Source organism: Actinomadura sp. NBRC 104412 (assembly GCF_030269515.1).
Taxonomy (GTDB): Bacteria; Actinomycetota; Actinomycetes; order Streptosporangiales; family Streptosporangiaceae; genus Spirillospora.
On record NZ_BSTM01000005.1, the window covers coordinates 356,574 to 371,444 of the forward strand.

Annotated in this window: 13 protein-coding genes; 7 read left to right on the forward strand and 6 right to left on the reverse strand. The window is 71.1% G+C overall.

Annotation, left to right across the window (positions count from 1 at the left end; genetic code table 11):
- Positions 1-40: 40 nt before the first annotated feature.
- Positions 41-2,113 carry an ATP-binding protein gene (locus tag QSK21_RS09625; RefSeq protein WP_285695066.1) on the reverse strand — a complete coding sequence of 691 codons (2,073 nt, stop codon included), beginning with the start codon at positions 2,111-2,113 and terminating at the stop codon, positions 41-43.
- Positions 2,114-2,391: 278 nt separating this feature from the next.
- On the opposite strand from QSK21_RS09625, the gene QSK21_RS09630 reads away from it, so the two are divergent.
- Both QSK21_RS09630 and QSK21_RS09635 read left to right on the forward strand, forming a co-directional pair.
- Positions 2,392-3,489, forward strand: a complete 1,098-nt coding sequence (locus QSK21_RS09630) for a zinc-binding dehydrogenase (RefSeq protein ID WP_285695114.1) — start codon at positions 2,392-2,394, stop codon at positions 3,487-3,489.
- A 39-nt stretch (positions 3,490-3,528) separates the two neighbouring features.
- On the forward strand, positions 3,529-4,170 hold the full coding sequence (locus tag QSK21_RS09635; protein WP_285695067.1) for a DUF4870 domain-containing protein: 642 nt from the start codon (positions 3,529-3,531) through the stop codon (positions 4,168-4,170).
- Positions 4,171-4,182: 12 nt separating this feature from the next.
- On the opposite strand, the gene QSK21_RS09640 is transcribed toward QSK21_RS09635, so the two are convergent.
- Positions 4,183-5,019 (reverse strand): TIGR03619 family F420-dependent LLM class oxidoreductase, encoded by an 837-nt coding sequence (locus tag QSK21_RS09640; RefSeq protein ID WP_285695068.1) that lies wholly within the window; start codon positions 5,017-5,019, stop codon positions 4,183-4,185.
- Between the two features lie 166 nt (positions 5,020-5,185).
- Here QSK21_RS09640 and QSK21_RS09645 point away from each other — a divergent pair, with 166 nt between their 5' ends.
- The 3 genes from QSK21_RS09645 to QSK21_RS09655 are packed head-to-tail and all read left to right on the forward strand — an operon-like array spanning position 5,186 to position 8,191.
- Positions 5,186-6,046 (forward strand): alpha/beta fold hydrolase, encoded by an 861-nt coding sequence (locus QSK21_RS09645; protein ID WP_285695069.1) that lies wholly within the window; start codon positions 5,186-5,188, stop codon positions 6,044-6,046.
- Positions 6,043-7,293, forward strand: coding sequence for an LLM class flavin-dependent oxidoreductase (locus tag QSK21_RS09650; RefSeq protein ID WP_285695070.1), 1,251 nt, complete (start codon positions 6,043-6,045; stop codon positions 7,291-7,293). The genes QSK21_RS09645 and QSK21_RS09650 overlap by 4 nt, the downstream gene beginning before the upstream one ends.
- Positions 7,294-7,306: 13 nt before the next feature.
- Entirely contained in the window at positions 7,307-8,191 is an 885-nt protein-coding gene (locus tag QSK21_RS09655) for a TIGR03619 family F420-dependent LLM class oxidoreductase (RefSeq protein ID WP_285695071.1), read from the forward strand.
- Between the two features lie 4 nt (positions 8,192-8,195).
- Here the strand turns inward: QSK21_RS09655 and QSK21_RS09660 are convergent, their stop codons facing one another.
- On the reverse strand, positions 8,196-8,861 hold the full coding sequence (locus QSK21_RS09660; RefSeq protein WP_285695072.1) for a cyclase family protein: 666 nt from the start codon (positions 8,859-8,861) through the stop codon (positions 8,196-8,198).
- 57 nt (positions 8,862-8,918) lie between these two features.
- Here QSK21_RS09660 and QSK21_RS09665 point away from each other — a divergent pair, with 57 nt between their 5' ends.
- Both QSK21_RS09665 and QSK21_RS09670 read left to right on the forward strand, forming a co-directional pair.
- The gene (locus QSK21_RS09665) at positions 8,919-9,761 is read left to right on the forward strand and encodes a HipA family kinase (protein ID WP_285695073.1); all 843 of its coding nucleotides are present in this window, start codon (positions 8,919-8,921) and stop codon (positions 9,759-9,761) included.
- Positions 9,758-10,153 (forward strand): DUF3037 domain-containing protein, encoded by a 396-nt coding sequence (locus tag QSK21_RS09670; RefSeq protein ID WP_285695074.1) that lies wholly within the window; start codon positions 9,758-9,760, stop codon positions 10,151-10,153. The genes QSK21_RS09665 and QSK21_RS09670 overlap by 4 nt, the downstream gene beginning before the upstream one ends.
- A 15-nt stretch (positions 10,154-10,168) precedes the next feature.
- On the opposite strand, the gene QSK21_RS09675 is transcribed toward QSK21_RS09670, so the two are convergent.
- The 3 genes from QSK21_RS09675 to QSK21_RS09685 all read right to left on the reverse strand — a co-directional run bounded on the left by QSK21_RS09675 (position 10,169) and on the right by QSK21_RS09685 (position 14,421).
- Positions 10,169-11,011, reverse strand: a complete 843-nt coding sequence (locus tag QSK21_RS09675) for a GNAT family N-acetyltransferase (RefSeq protein WP_285695116.1) — start codon at positions 11,009-11,011, stop codon at positions 10,169-10,171.
- 120 nt (positions 11,012-11,131) lie between these two features.
- On the reverse strand, positions 11,132-12,625 hold the full coding sequence (locus tag QSK21_RS09680; RefSeq protein WP_285695075.1) for an alpha/beta hydrolase: 1,494 nt from the start codon (positions 12,623-12,625) through the stop codon (positions 11,132-11,134).
- Between the two features lie 218 nt (positions 12,626-12,843).
- Positions 12,844-14,421 carry an alpha/beta hydrolase gene (locus QSK21_RS09685; protein WP_285695076.1) on the reverse strand — a complete coding sequence of 526 codons (1,578 nt, stop codon included), beginning with the start codon at positions 14,419-14,421 and terminating at the stop codon, positions 12,844-12,846.
- Between the last annotated feature and the right edge of the window lie 450 nt (positions 14,422-14,871).

The window sequence follows — 14,871 nt, forward strand, 5'->3', positions numbered from 1 at the left end:
CGGTAGGCGAATCGCGAAACGGTTCCGTCGAAGACGGTGGTCAGAGGCTCAGCGGCTCGCCGCGGGCGAGGCGGACGAGCTCGTCCACCCCGAGGGACCTGCCGCGCCGCCAGTGCTCGGCGAACGGCCCGGCGCCCAGCGCCTCGCGCGTTCGGGCCTCCAGCTCGGCCAGGCCGTTGCCCGGTGTCAGGGCGCTGAGCCGCGGCACCTTCGCCGTGTCCTCGTGCCGGGACGCGGCGCCGAGCAGCAGCGCGCCCTCGGCGTACCGGTGCAGCCGCGTGTACGCCCAGGCGAGCAGCTCGTAGCAGTTGGTCAGCCCGGTCTGGTCGTCCATCTGCCGGAACCGCTCGACGCAGGCCCGCAGTTCCCTGACGCAGCCGTCGGCGTCGCCCAGGCGCATGCGGGCCACCGCCTTGACGTACCCCGCCCAGGAACGCAGCCAGCATTCGGTGGGGGCGTTCCGCAGGAGCCGCAGCGCCTCATCGCATTCGGCGAGCGCCGCGTCGTAATCCTCCAGCCCGACGTGCAGGTAGGCGTGCAGGACGTGCAGCAGGACCAGATCCCAGTTCAGGCCGTGCGCGACCAGGATCTGGCGGGCCTCGGTGAAGCAGCGGTGGGCCCGTTCGGCCTCGCCGAGGAACATGGCGGCGGTGCCCAGCGTGCGCAGGGTCCTCGCGTACCCCGGCATGTCGTCGTCGAGCTGCATGATCTGGGCCGCCTCGGCGAGCAGCGGCAGCGCCCCGGTCGAGTCGCCCTGGTTGGTGAGCAGGTACGCGCACTGCCACAGGGCCTCGGCCCGTTCCGGGACGGGCTCGGTCACCAGGGACAGGCCGCGTTCGAGCCAGTGCCGCGCCTCGGTGTAGCGGCCCCGGGACAGCCACGTCCCCCACAGCGTCGACGCCAGGCGCAGCCCCGCCGCCTCCTGGCCGGGCGTGCTGAGGCAGTACTCCAGAGCCGTGTGGATGTTGCCGCGTTCGGTGTCGACGCGGCGCGCCCAGTGGAGCTGGTCGTCGCTCAGCCAGGCCGCCGCGGCGCCCGTGGCCAGCCGCGCGACGCAGTCGTAGTGGCGGGCCATCAGGGGGCCGATGTCCTCGACGGCCTCCAGCCAGACGGCGCCGTACTCGCGGATCGTGTCCAGCATGTCGTACCGGGACGAGGACACCCGCTGCACGACCGACTTCTCCACCAGCCCGCTCAGGCACTCGGCGACGGCGTCCGGGCCGAGCCGCTCGTCGGCGCACACCTCGATCGCCATGGTGAGGTTGAACCCGCCGCTGAAGACCGCCAGCCGCGCCCACAGGAGGCGTTCCAGCGGGGCGCACAGCTCGTGGCTCCAGCCGACGGTGGTGCGCAGCGTCCGGTGGCGGATGTCCTCGTCGGCGGCGTCGTCGCCGGGGGCGCTCTCCAGCGTCCAGAACAGCCCGTCGACCTGGCGGACGAGGCGTTCCAGCGGGGTGCTGCGCAGTTGGGCGGCGGCCAGCTCGATCGCCAGCGGGATGCCGTCCAGGCGGTGGCACAGCAGCGCGACGTCGCGCAGGTTCTCGGGGCCGAGCGTGAACCCGGGGACGGCCTGGGCGGCCCGTTCCGCGAAGAGGGCGAGCGCGTCGCCGCCCGTGGACGCCTCGGGCTCGCCGCGCAGGGCGCCCGGTGCGGGCAGCGGCAGCGGCGGGACGTGCAGCACGAACTCCTCGCGCGTCCCGAGCGGCTGCCTGCCGGTGACCAGCACCCGCAGCTCCGGGCAGGACGCCACCAGGAACCGGACGAACGAGGCGCACGCGTCGACCAGGTGCTCGCAGGTGTCGAGGATCAGCAGGAACCGGCGGCCGCCCAGAGCACCGGCGACCCGTTCGGGCGTGGCGGCGGTCGTGCCGTCGTCCAGGCCGAGGGCGCCGACGACGGTGCCGGTCAGCAGCCGTTCCTCGCGGAGGCCGGACAGCTCCACGAAGCCGATCCCGTCCGGGAACCGCCCGTAGAGCTCGTGCGCGACCCGCAGGGCGAGGCGGCTCTTGCCCACACCGCCGGGACCGGTCAGCGTGACGAGCGGCGACCGTTCGAGGGCGGCGCGCACCGCCTTCAGTTCGTCGTCGCGCCCCACGAAGCCGGTCGGCTCCACGGGAAGCTCTCCCCGGGGCCCACCCAACCCTCTCGCCCTCCAGCCGTGCGTGCGTGCCTCGCGCGGCGTGCGGTCCGCGGCCGCGCGCCGCTGGTCACAGGCTCTCACGAAATCACGCCCTCAGGTGCGCTTGATCAACCGGGGACGCGACCGGACGCAGGTGATCCTCGCCTCCCCGCGCACTCGACCAAGCAAATGCTTGGTGTTACGGTTGGCCCCGCGGACCGGCGGAAAGGTGGAACACGGTGAGCGGAGACGGCGGCACGGGAACGACGACGATGCGGGCGGCGCTGCTGCGCGAGTTCGGCAAGCCCCTGGACGTGGCCGAGGTGGAGGTGCAGGACCCGCGCGCGGGCGAGGTGCTGGTCAAGGTGGCCGCCTCGGGCATCTGCGGCTCCGACATCAAGGCCATCGACGGCAAGAGCCCCGTCGTCACCCACCTGCCGTGCCTGCTCGGCCACGAGAGCGCCGGCGTGGTCGAGAAGACGGGCCCCGGCGTCACCACCGTCCGGCCCGGCGACCATGTCATCGTCGCGATGAACGGCCCGTGCGGGCACTGCCGCAACTGCGCGCGCGCCCGCCCCCACCTGTGCAGCGGCACCTCCCGGATGTCGGCGATCATGGGGCTCGCCGCCGACGGCACCACCCGCCTGTCGGCCGGGGACGAGACCGTCCGCCCCTTCATCGGCATCGGCTCGTTCGCCGAGAAGGTCGTGGTGGGCGAGGCGATGTGCGTCAAGGTCGGCGCGGATCTGCCGCTCGACCTGCTCGCCCTCACCGCCTGTGGCGTGGTCACCGGGGTCGGCGCGGTGCTCAACACCGCGCGGGTCGAGCCGGGCTCCAGCGTGCTGGTGGTCGGCTGCGGCGGCGTCGGGCTGAACGCCGTCCAGGGCGCGGTGCTGGCGGGCGCCACCACGATCATCGCCGCGGACGTGGTGGACGCCAAGCTGCGGCTGGCCGAGGAGTTCGGCGCCACCCACACGATCCTCGCCGACGACCTCCCCGCGCAGGTGAACGAGATCGTCCGCGGCGGGGTCGACTACGCCTTCGACGTCACCGGCGTCGCCGCGGTGCTGGCCAAGGCGTTCGCCGCCACCCAGCCCGGCGGGACGACCGTGATGGTCGGCAGCCCGTCCGCCGGCGAGGACCTGCGGATCCCGCCGGGGCAGCTCTTCGGCTCCAGGAGGCTGATGGGCACGCAGGGCGGCGACGCCACGCCCGCACGCGACCTGCCGATGCTGGCCGACCTGTACCGCCGCGGACGGCTGAACCTGGAAGGGCTGGTCAGCGAGCGCATTCCGCTGGACGCGGTGAACGAGGGCGTGGCCCGCGTCCGCTCCGGGGCGGTGGCCCGCTCGGTGATCGTGTTCGGCTGAACCCTGGCGGCCTGCCCGATTTCCGATAGGTTCCTTCGCGTGAGCGAACAACCATCCCCTCCGCCAGGTGACGACGGACTGCCGCCGCCCCACCCGACCCCCTACGGGCAGCCGCCATCCGCACCGCCCCCGCCGGGGTACGGTCAGGCGCCCCAGTACGGCCAGCAGGGGTACGGCCAGCAGGAGTACGGGCAGGCGCCCAACTACGGGCAGGCGGGCCAGGACCAGCCGCCACCCGGATACGGCGCGCCGGGCGGTCAGTCGTACGACCCGCGCTGGGGCTACGGCCCGCCCGGCGTACCCCAGGGCCCGGGAACGCAGGTCACCAGCGAGGAGACCACCTGGGCGCTGATGTCCTACATCGGGACCCTGCTCGTCAGCTTCATCGCGCCGCTGGTCGTCTACTTCGTGAAGAGGCGCGAGTCGGCGTTCGTCCGGTTCCACGCGGCCCAGTCGCTGAACTACATGCTCACGATCCTGATCCACGTGCTGGCGGTGCTGCTGGTCGCCGTGCCGCTGGCAATCGGGTTCGACCAGCCCGCGTTCCTCGCCCTGCTGGTGCCGGTCTACCTGGTGGACGGGCTCGGGCAGTGGGTGTTCCTCATCCTCGGGGCGGTCAAGGCCGGCAAGGGCCAGTACTACCGCTTCCCGACCTTCTTCTGCTTCCGCATGATCCGCTAGGCGGCGACCGGGTTAGGCGAGCCGGTCCGGGTAGGTCCGCGCGTACTCGTCCAGCACCGGAAGCACCTCGTCGCGCCCGCCCGCGGGCACGCGCAGGACGACCTCCTCGATGCCGAGCGAGTCGTAGTAGTCGAGCTTCTGCGGGTTCGGCACGGTGCCGAACGGGACGACCGGGACCATCTCCCGGCCCGCGGCGGCGCACGCCTCGCGCAGGGCGGGAAGCGCGTCCCGGATCCCCGCACCGCCGATCGGGATCCACCCGTCGCCGTACTCGGCGATGTGCGCGAACAGCGTCGGCCCCGGCGCGCCGCCGAGCAGTACCGGGATGCGCCCCTCGGGCTTGGGCCACGACCAGCACGGCTCGAACGCCACGAACTCGCCCTCGAAGGCCGCCTCGTCCTCCGTCCACAGCTCCCGCATGGCCAGGACGTGCTCGCGCACCATGGCGCGCCGCCGCCTCCACGGGACGCCGTGGTCGGCGGCCTCCTCCTCGTTCCACCCGTAGCCGATGCCGAGGACGAACCGGCCGCCCGCGAGCCGGTCCAGCGTCGCGATCGCCTTGGCGGTGACGATCGGGTCGCGCTGGGCGGGCAGCGCGATGCCCGTCCCGAGGCGGATCCGCTCGGTGACCACCGCGGCGGCGGCCAGCGCGACCAGCGGATCGGGCGTGCGGGCGTACTCGTCGGGCAGCGTCTCCACGCCGGTCGGCGGCGGGGTCTTCCGGGAGACCGGTATGTGGGTGTGCTCCGGGACGTAGAGCGAGACGAAGCCGCGTTCCTCGGCGGCGACCGCGAGCTCGTGCGCCGGCATCGTCCGGTCGGTCGTGAACAGCGTGACGCCCAGTCGCATCCCGCGACACCCCTTTCGTGCAGCGTGCCCGGCCCGCTCCGCAGCAGGCGGGACGCGACCACACTACCTTGAAACCAAGCGATTGCTCGGTAACGCCCCTTGATGTAGCGTGCGCTTGTTCGGAGCCTTCGCTTCGACGGCTCCACGCCGGCCACGGAGGAACGCCATGCCATTCGCCGAGCTCGGGGACGTGAAGATCTTCTACACCGACGACGGTCCTGGTGATGGTGACGGTGGGGTGCCCCTGCTGCTCGTCCATGGGTACGGGGCCGACTCCAACGACTGGGTCTTCCATATCCCCGAGCTGTCGGCCCGGCATCGGGTGATCGCGCCCGACCTGCGCGGGCACGGGTACTCCTCGGCGCCGGAGAGCGGCTACCGCCCCGGCGACTTCGCCGCCGACCTGGTGCGGCTGCTGGACCATCTCGGGATCGACCGGGTGAACGTGATCGGTCACTCCCTCGGCGGCCTGATCGCGAGCGCGCTGGCGGTCGAACACTCCGAACGGGTCAACGCGCTGGTGTGCGTCGACCCCGGCTACGGGCAGACCCCCGAGGTCGCCGCCGCGTTCCCCGCGATGCTCGAAGGGCTGCGCAGCGGCGACCCGTACACGACGGCGATCGCCAGCGACCAGTGGTGCTACACGCCCGCCTCTCCCCCGTGGCTGAGGGAGCTGCACCGGCGCAAGATCCTCGGTACGGCCCCCGCGGCGCTCGTGCAGGCGTTCGCCGGGATGTACGAGGGGGACGAGCAGTTCGGCATCCGCCCCGCCTCGGACGCCTACATCGCCCGCCGCGAGTGCCCGGTCCTGACGCTCTGGTCGGGCGTCCAGGCCGAGTCGGCGGCCTGGGAGCAGGGGCTGTTCAAGCATCCCGCGTCCCGGGCGCTGGTGTGGCCCGGCGGCGGACACCGGCTGCACGCGGAGCGGCCCGCCGAGTTCCTGCTGGTCGTCGGCACCTGGCTGGCGGAACTCGACACACCCGACAGCACGCTCGCCACCCCCGACGACAAGGAGCAGGACGCGTGAAGTTCGCCATCTTCCTCAACCCGCAGATCCCCGGGTCCGGCTACGCCTCGGAGGAGAACGCCAAGGCCAGAAGGCCCATCGGCCGGGACGTCGAGTCGTACCAGATGCTGCTGGACGAGGTCCGCGAAATCGCGGTGCACGCCGACCGGCTCGGCTTCGACGCGCTGATGATGACCGAGCACCACTTCCACTCCGAGGGCTTCGAGTTCTCGGTCAACCCGCTGATGTTCCTGACCGACCTGGCGGCCCGCACCGAGCGGATCCTGCTGGCGCCGCTGGGCATCGTCCTGCCGGCCTGGGACCCGATCCGCGCCGCCGAGGACGTGGCGCTGCTCGACCACTTCTCCAAGGGACGGCTGCGGCTGGGCGTCGCCCGCGGCTACCAGAACCGGTGGATGAACGTGCTGGGGCAGCGCTGGCACGCGGCGGCGGCGCGGTCGGACGGCTCGGCGTCCGACAACCGCAACTTCGACGTGTTCGGCGAGGTCCTCAAGATCATGAAGATGGCCTGGTCGCAGGACACGCTGCGCTACAAGAGCGACGTGCTCGACTACGAGGTGCCCGCGCCCTACAGCGGTATCGAGGGCTGGCCGGCGGCGGAGTGGACGCGCACGTTCGGCGCGCCCGGGGAGATCGACGACCAGGGCGTGATCCGGTCGGTGTCGGTGTGCCCGAAGCCCTACCAGAACCCGCACCCGGAGCTGTGGCAGCCGTTCACCGTGTCGGACCGGTCGGTGATCAAGGCGGCGCAGGAGGGCATCATGCCCTGGCTGTTCACCCCCAACCCCGACGACCACGCCGCGAAGGCCAAGCTCTACCAGGAGGAGAGCGCCCGCCAGGGCCGGCACTACAAGCTGGGCGAGCACACCGGCATCCTGAAGATCATCGGCATGGCGGACTCCCGCGAGGAGGCCCTGGCCACGTACGGCAAGGGCATGCAGAAGGACTTCAGCGCGTTCTTCGGCCCGTTCGGCTACCTGGAGGTGCTGCGCACCCAGGAGGACGAGAGCCACAAGCCCATCTCGCCCGAAAAGGGCAACTTCCAGCGCATGCACGAGGTCGAGATGGCGCTGCTGGGCACGCCGGACGACGTCAAGCGCGGCATCCAGCGGATGCTGGACCGGATGCCCGACCTGGAGTGGTTCGGCCTGTTCATGCAGGGCCAGCAGGGCGTGCTGCCGCTGGACACGGTCAAGCGCAACCTGGAGATCTTCGCCACCAAGGTCATCCCCGAGTTCCACGGCTGAGAGAGGCACGCGCATGGAGTTCTGGCTCAGCGCCGCGTTCGTCGACACCGGCGAGTACGTGGAGCTCGCGAAGGCCGCCGACCGGCTCGGCTTCTCGACGGTCGCGGTGTCGGACCACATCTTCTACGCCGACTACGAGGCCCGGTACCCGTACACCGAGTCGGGCGCGCCGCCGTACGACCCGGACACGCACTGGCCGGACGCGTGGGTGACGATCGGGGCGATGGCGGCGGTGACCGAACGGGTGCGGTTCGCCACCAACGTCTACATCGCCCCGGCCAGGGACCTGTTCACCAGCGCCAAGGCCATCTCGACCGCCGCCGCCCTGTCCGGCGACCGGGTGATCGCCGGGCTCGGCGCGGGCTGGTGCAAGGACGAGTTCCTTCAGACCGGGCAGGACTTCCACACCCGGGGCAGGCGGCTGGACGAGCTGATCCCGGCGCTGCGCGAGCTGTGGAAGGGCGGGATGGTCGAGCACCACGGCACGTACTACGACTACGGGCCGCTGAGGATTATGCCCGTTCCCGGCAAGCCCGTCCCGATCTTCATCGGCGGTGACAGCGACGCGGCGCTGCGCCGTACCGCCCGGCTCGGGGACGGCTGGGTCGGCAACCGCTTCTACAGCGAGGAGCAGTTGGAGGACCTGCTGGTGAGGATGGAGCGCTTCCTCGCCGAGGAGGGCCGCACGCTGGACGACGTGGACGTGATCGCCCCGCTCGCGATGCCGCCCAGCGCCGACCTCTACCGCAAATGGGAGGACCGGGGCGTGCGGGGCATGATGGCGATGCCCTGGTGGACGCCCACCCCCGAGATCAAGGCCGCCAACTCCGGCAACCCGCTCGGCCTGAAGATCGCCACGATGGAGCGGTACGCCGAGGAGATCATCGCCAAGATGTGAGCGGTCACCGGATCCGGGCGACCGCGCGGACCGGCGCGCCGTCCCCGTCCAGCCTGATCGGGAACAGCGACACCTCGATCGCCCGCCCTTCGGCCTGGGCCGCCAGCAGGCGGTCCAGGCCGGTCAGGTTCTCGGCGATCACCGCGTGCGCCCCGCACAGGACGCGGTGGACGTCCAGCGCGAGGCCGCCGGGGTCCTCCCGCGGCGGTGTGCGGTCCACGCTGAGCGCGTCGATCCCGACGGTGCGGACCCCCGCCGCGACGATCGCCTCGGCCAGCTCCACGGACGGGTAGGGATGCGCGAGGTACCCGTCCTCGCCCCAGTACCGCGACCAGCCCGTGGCGATCAGCAGGACCACGCCGGGCTCCAGCCCCTCGGGCAGCGCCGCCGGGCCGATGGCGGTACGCGGGGCGAGACCACGGGCGTCCAGCACGACGGCACGCCCCGTGAATTGCTCCAGCGGAAGCCGTTCGAGTCCGGGCAGCAGATCGTCGATGTGGTAGGGCGCGTCCACGTGTGTGCCCGACTGGGATCCCAGGTGGAGCCGCCGCACGTTCACCCCGGAGGCGGCGACGGTCAGCGCGGGCGTCACCACCACGGACGGGTCGCCCGGGTACACCGGCATGCCGGAGACGATCGGCACCGACAGGTCCACCAGCTCACCGGGCATGCCCGTCATTATCCCGCCGCCGGCAGGCGTGACACGGGCACCCGATAGCGTGAGGGCGTGCTGCCGCTTGTGACCGCCACCCGGTACGTGACGCCGCTGCGCGAGGGCGGGTCGCTGCCGGGGATCGTCGAGGCCGACGACCTCGGGACCTATGTGATGAAGTTCCACGGCGCCGGGCAGGGCCGCAAGGCCCTGATCGCCGAGGTGCTGGCCGGTGAGCTGGGACGGCGGCTCGGGTTCCGCGTGCCCGATCAGGTGATCATGGAGCTGGATCCGGTGATCGGGCGGCACGAGCCGGACCCGGACGTGCAGGACCTGCTCAAGGCCAGCGCCGGCTGGAACCTGGGCATCGACTTCCTGCCCGGCTCCCTGGGCTTCGACCCGCTCGGCTGGCGTCCCGATCCCGAGTTCGCGTCGCGGGTGCTGTGGTTCGACGCGTTCATCGGGAACGTCGACCGGAGCTGGCGCAACCCCAACATGCTGGTCTGGCACGGCGACGTGTGGCTGATCGACCACGGGGCGAGCCTGTACTTCCACCACGCCTGGGCCAACGCGGCGCGGCTGTTCTCCGGCCCGTACGACGTGGACGACCATGTGCTCACGCCGTGGGCGAAGAAGCTGGCCGACGCGGAGGCCGAGCTGCTCCCCAAGATCACCGAGGAGCTGCTGCGGGAGGTGGTGCGGCTCGTCCCGGACCGCTGGCTGGAGGGGGAATCCGGCTTCGACGGCCCCGACGCCGTGCGGGACGCCTACGCCGCCCTGCTGGCGGAACGGGCGAGCAAGCCCCGCGACTGGCTGCCCGAGCTGTCGCTCGGCGACAGGCGCCCGCCGCTGGGGGGCTCCGGCACCTCCGGGCGGCCCCGCGAGAACCGTCCCGACTGGCTGGAAGGTCCCGCATGACCGCCGCGCGGAAGGACCGGCACGTCTTCGAGTACGCGGCGCTGCGGGTGGTGCCCCGGGTGGAGCGGGGCGAGGCGATGAACGTGGGCGTCGTCGTCTACTGCCAGGCGCTGGACTTCCTGGGATGCCGGTCGCATATGGACGAGTCGCGGCTGCTGGCGCTCGATCCCGCGCTGGACCTGGACGGCGTGAGGTCCGCGCTGCGCGCGGTGGACGCGCTGTGCTGCGGAGGCGAACAGGCCGGGCAGGCGGCCGGGGAGTCGCAGGGCAGCCGGTTCCGCTGGCTGACCGCGCCGCGCAGCACGATCGTCCAGCCAGGGCCCGTCCATGCGGGCCTCACCGCGGACCCGAAGGCCGAACTGGACCGCCTGCTGGGCCTGCTCGTCACCTGAGCGTCAGCGGCAGGGTCAGAACAGCACCGACATGAACGTGTCGACCTCAGAGAAGCCGACGCGGCGGTAGGCGGCGCGCGCCCGCGTGTTGAAGTCGTTGACGTACAGGGACACCGTGGGCGCGATCGAGCTCAGCGCCTTCTCCACCAAGGCCGCCATACCGTGCACCGAAAGGCCGTGGCCGCGCAGGTCGGGCGGCACCCAGACCCCCTGCACCTGGCACGCGTACGGGGTCACGGCCCCCACCTCGGCCTTGAACATGACACGGCCGTCCTCGATGCGGGCGTAGGCGCGTCCCGCCCTGATGAGCTCGGCCACGCGCGCCCTGTAGAGGACGCCGCCATCCCCGGAATTCGGGGAGACGCCGACCTCCTCGGTGAACATCGCCACGCACGCGGGGTAGATGATGTCGAACTCGTCCATCCGCACCTGCCGCACCCGTTCGTCGGCCGCGACCGGTGGGACGGTGGACGTCGCCATCACCGGCTGGGAATGACGGATCACCCTGGGCGGCCCCCAGTAAGGGGCCAGCATTTCCCATAGCTCGCTCACGGCGTCGACGGCGCCGACTATGGACGAGCACCGCCTCCCCTGCGCTCGGGCACGTTCCGCGAACGCCCGCAGGGCATCGGACGTGGCGGCCACAGGGACGAGGTTCGCCCCCGAATAGCAGAGCGACGTCAGGTGACCGTCCCTCATGTAGCCCCACATCTGGGCGCCCAGCCGCCGTGGGTCCAGGCCCGCCGAATGGACCCGCGAGCTGACGAACACGTTGGAAACCGGGTCGGCGTCAAGAATGGCCAGGGCCTCGGCCCGGTGACGGTCGTCCAGGACCCGTACCGGCAAGGACCCCAGCATGCGCATGGCTACCGGCCCCCCTCACGGAGGAGCGACCTGGTGAAGGTCACCACTGTCAGCACCACATCATTAAGCCTATGACGTCCCCCTCCAGGACGTACCCGCAGGTTCCCATACCCGCTAGCGCGACTTCTTCGCGGCCTTGGGCCTGGGCGGAGCGCCCGCCGCGCAAACCGCATCCGGCCCTGGACGGGACTCGGGCAGCACGCCGTCCCGCAGGTACGCGATGACGGCCCTGTCGAGGCACTTGTCGCCCCTAACGGAGATGCCGTGGTTCCCGCTGCCGTCCTGGACGACCAGCCGCGAGGTCGGGAACAGGCGGTGGGTCTCCAACGCGCCCGAGTACGGCGTGGCCGCGTCCTCGGTGCTCTGGATCAGCAGCAGCGGGGGCGTCCGCAGGGTTCCCCCGATCCGAGGCGGCGGTCCCCCGGGCACGCCCCAGAACGCGCAGGGTGCGTTGTACCAGGCGTTGCCCCAGGTCTCGAAGCGGTACCCCGAGCGGTACAGGCGCCAGTTGTCCGCATGCCAGACACCCCACCGGCGCGGCCAGGCCGCGTCGCGGCACTGGACGGCGCTGTAGACGCTGTAGTTGTTGAGGTCCGCCCACCCGGGTGGACGGAACGCCTTCAGCAGGGGACGCGGGTCCTTCCTGACGGCGAACGCAGAGAGCGCGTGGGCATGGGACGGCCAAAGCTGGTCGGTGTAGCCGTCGGTGAGGACCATGTCGTCCAGTTCCGTCGGCCCCAGCTTGCCCTTCAGCGGCCTGGCCTTGAGCGCCGCCCTGACCCTCGCGTACGCGGACGCCACGGCCCCACCGGACCTGCCCAGCCCGTACGTCGCGTGGTGCCGGGCGATCCAGCGGTAGAAGGCATGGATGCGCTTCTCGAAGGCCACGTTCTGGTCAAGGTTGTTGGCGTACCAGACACCGCTGGGCCGCACCACGCTGTCGAGCACCATCCGCCGGACCCGCTCCGGGTAGGCCGTGGCGTACGCGGCACCCAGGTAGGTGCCGTACGAGTAACCGAAGTAGTTGATCCGCTTCTCCCCCAAGGCGAAGCGTATGGCCTCCAGGTCACGCACCCAGTCCCGCGTGCCCATGTGCGGCAGCACCTTGCCGTACTTGGCCATGCAGTCGTCCGCGTAGGCACGCGCCTTCATCACCCAGGCTTGCTCCTCCGCCGCGTTGGCGGGGATGGCGTCGGGCTTGGCGTGCCCGGGGTTCTGGTACTTGGGGTCGCACATCAAGGACGGCTTGCTCGCCCCCACGCCACGCGGGTCGTACCCGACCCAGTCGTAGCTCCCCGTAACATCCTTGGGCAGCATTTGCGTGAAGACCGCGGGCATGTCGCGTCCTTGGGCGCCTGGGCCGCCGCGGTTGAGCAGCACCACGCCCTGTGAACGAGGCGCGGTGTGCCTGGCCCGGGTCAGCGCCAGCGTCACCTGCTCGCCATCAGGCCGGGCGTAGTCGAGCGGCACCCGCAGCGTGCCGCACTCCAGCCCTTTAAGAGCCGACCCCGCGAGCGGGTCGTTCTTGGGACAGGGCTTCCAGTCGATCCCCTGCGCGAGAGGCGCCGCACCGGCGGCCCCCGGGAGCATGCCCAGGGCGGTGGTCAAGGTAAGCGCCCCTGCGGTCACAATCTTCGTTCGGACGTTCTGCACTCCGGTTTTCTACCGGGCACCCCCCGTCCCAGCTGCGCAACCGCATAAGCAGCGATTCCTGCTCACACGGCCCTCAACGTCGGCGAAACGCCGGAGGAACAAGCCACGGCGGGCCGCCGTATGCAGCGGCGCGGGCTGCGTACGGACGACCCGCCGTGGAGCGTGAGGACCGGCTACGGACGGCCGATGACGACGTCCTTACCCTTGCCCGGCCCAGCCGACCGCAGGGTGTTCGCGGTCGGGTCCGGGTCGTTCAAGGCCGGCACCGCATCGCAGGTAACGTCCGCGCCCTGCCCCGGCTTGCGCCGCGGCAGCGTCCCGTCGAACAGGTACGCGGCGACCTTGCCGTCCACGCAGGCGTTGCCGTTCAGCGTGTTCGCGTGCGTCTTGCCGCCCAGCTCGGCGAGCAGCGTCGCGGACGGGAACAGCTTGCGCATCTGCGGGCCGCCCGGGTACGGGGTGGCCGCGTCCAGCGTGCTCTGCACCAGCAGGATCGGCGGGGCCGCCTTGCGCTTGTCACCGATCGGGAACGCCTTGCCCGCGTCCGCGCCCCAGAAGTGGATCGGGGCGTTGAACCAGGTGTTGGACCAAGCGTTGAACCGAATGCCCTTCTTGTACTGGCGGGCCGCGTCGTTGTGCCAGGTCCTCCACTTCGGCGGCCACGGCGCGTCCACCGCCTGAACGGCGAGGTAGATGGCGAAGGAGTTGTCACCGCCGCCCTCGGCCACCCAGCCCAGCAGCGGGGCCGGGTCCTTCTTGGTGACCCACGCCGACAGGGCCTCGGCGAACGGGATGTAGAACCCCGTGTGGTACCCGGCGGTGAGCACGATGTCGTCCAGCTCGGACGGGCCGATCTTGCCGCCGATCGGGCTCTTCTCCGCCGCGGCGCGCACCTTGTAGTAGTTCGCCTCCACGGCCGCCTCGGTCCTGCCCAGCCCGTAGAGGGAGTGGTACTTGGCGATCCAGGCCCACCACAGCTTCATGTTGCGCTCGAACGCCTCGTTTTGGCGAAGCTGGGCCTCATACCAGACGTTGCGGGAGTCGACATTGCCGTCCCACACCATCCGCTTGACGTTCTTGGGGAACATCGAGGCGTAAGTGGCCCCAAGGTAGGTGCCGTAGGAGAAGCCGTAGTAACTGATCTGCGGGACGCCCAGGGCCTTGCGGATCGAGTCGAGGTCCCTGGCCGAGTTGGTGGTGCGCATGTGCGGCAACATCCACCCGTACTTCTTCGCGCACGCGTCCGCGTACCGCTTCGAACGGGCCAGCCAGGCCGCCTCTTCACGCGCGTTCGCGGGAACATAGTCCGGCCGCGTCGGGTCGCTGTAGTCCGGAATGCAGCTGATGGCGGGCTTGCTCGACTCCACGCCACGCGGATCGAAGCCGATGATGTCGTACCGAGCCGCGACCTCCGGCGGCAGCCACGAGGCCAGCCCACCGGACAGGTACAAGCCGCTCGCCCCCGGCCCGCCCGGGTTCCCGATCAGAACCCCCTGGTAATTGGCCTTGTCGGTGGCCTTCACCCGCGAAACCGCCAGCGAGATCTTCCGGCCGCCCGGCCTGCCGTAATCCAGCGGCACCTCGACCTGGCCGCACTCCGCGTCCTCCAGGTACTGGCCACCGGTCACATCGGTGGGACACTCACCCCACGCGATCTTCGCCGTCGCCGGCGCCACCTCCGCGGAGACGGCGGCACCCGTACCACCGATCCCCACGGCCACGGCCACCGCGACGAGTAGGAGCCTCTTCACAAACCTCTCCAGTCACCGGCACGGCACGCCATGCCACGAGCCGTCCAGGGGCCGCCGGACGCACGGGAGGACGGGAGCCGATCCGGTATGTGCGATAGATGCGAACGGAGGAGATTGTCGCGCTACATCCCCATTTGACGGCACCACCCACGATCAGTGGATGCACAATCGTTGCTGTGTTTATTGGCAAGCACGAGCTGCGCTCGTCGCTGGCGCTCCTCGCTTGTCGTGCTTGCGGCGATCGCTGCATCGCTCCGACTCGCCCAGGGGCTCGCTACGCGATCAGTTCCTCGCAAGCTCGGAACTGCCTTCGGTCGCGATCGTGTCGGTGGCGGCTGAAGAATGACCCCCTGTGGACGCGCGAACCTTGACCCCCTTCATCCTCTGGAGGGTGATCAAGGTGGAGGACTGGGCAGAGATCCGTCGGCTGTATCGGGCTGAGGGGATGCC

What these genes read in the sequence shown, in the direction of transcription:
- QSK21_RS09630 (WP_285695114.1), top strand. Translation starts at nt 2,392, where the DNA reads ATGCGGGCGGCGCTGCTGCGCGAGTTCGGCAAGCCCCTGGACGTGGCC.
- QSK21_RS09640 (WP_285695068.1), bottom strand. Translation starts at nt 5,019, where the DNA reads ATGCGACTGGGCGTCACGCTGTTCACGACCGACCGGACGATGCCGGCG.
- QSK21_RS09645 (WP_285695069.1), top strand. Translation starts at nt 5,186, where the DNA reads ATGCCATTCGCCGAGCTCGGGGACGTGAAGATCTTCTACACCGACGAC.
- QSK21_RS09655 (WP_285695071.1), top strand. Translation starts at nt 7,307, where the DNA reads ATGGAGTTCTGGCTCAGCGCCGCGTTCGTCGACACCGGCGAGTACGTG.
- QSK21_RS09660 (WP_285695072.1), bottom strand. Translation starts at nt 8,861, where the DNA reads ATGCCCGGTGAGCTGGTGGACCTGTCGGTGCCGATCGTCTCCGGCATG.
- QSK21_RS09670 (WP_285695074.1), top strand. Translation starts at nt 9,758, where the DNA reads ATGACCGCCGCGCGGAAGGACCGGCACGTCTTCGAGTACGCGGCGCTG.
- QSK21_RS09675 (WP_285695116.1), bottom strand. Translation starts at nt 11,011, where the DNA reads ATGCTGGGGTCCTTGCCGGTACGGGTCCTGGACGACCGTCACCGGGCC.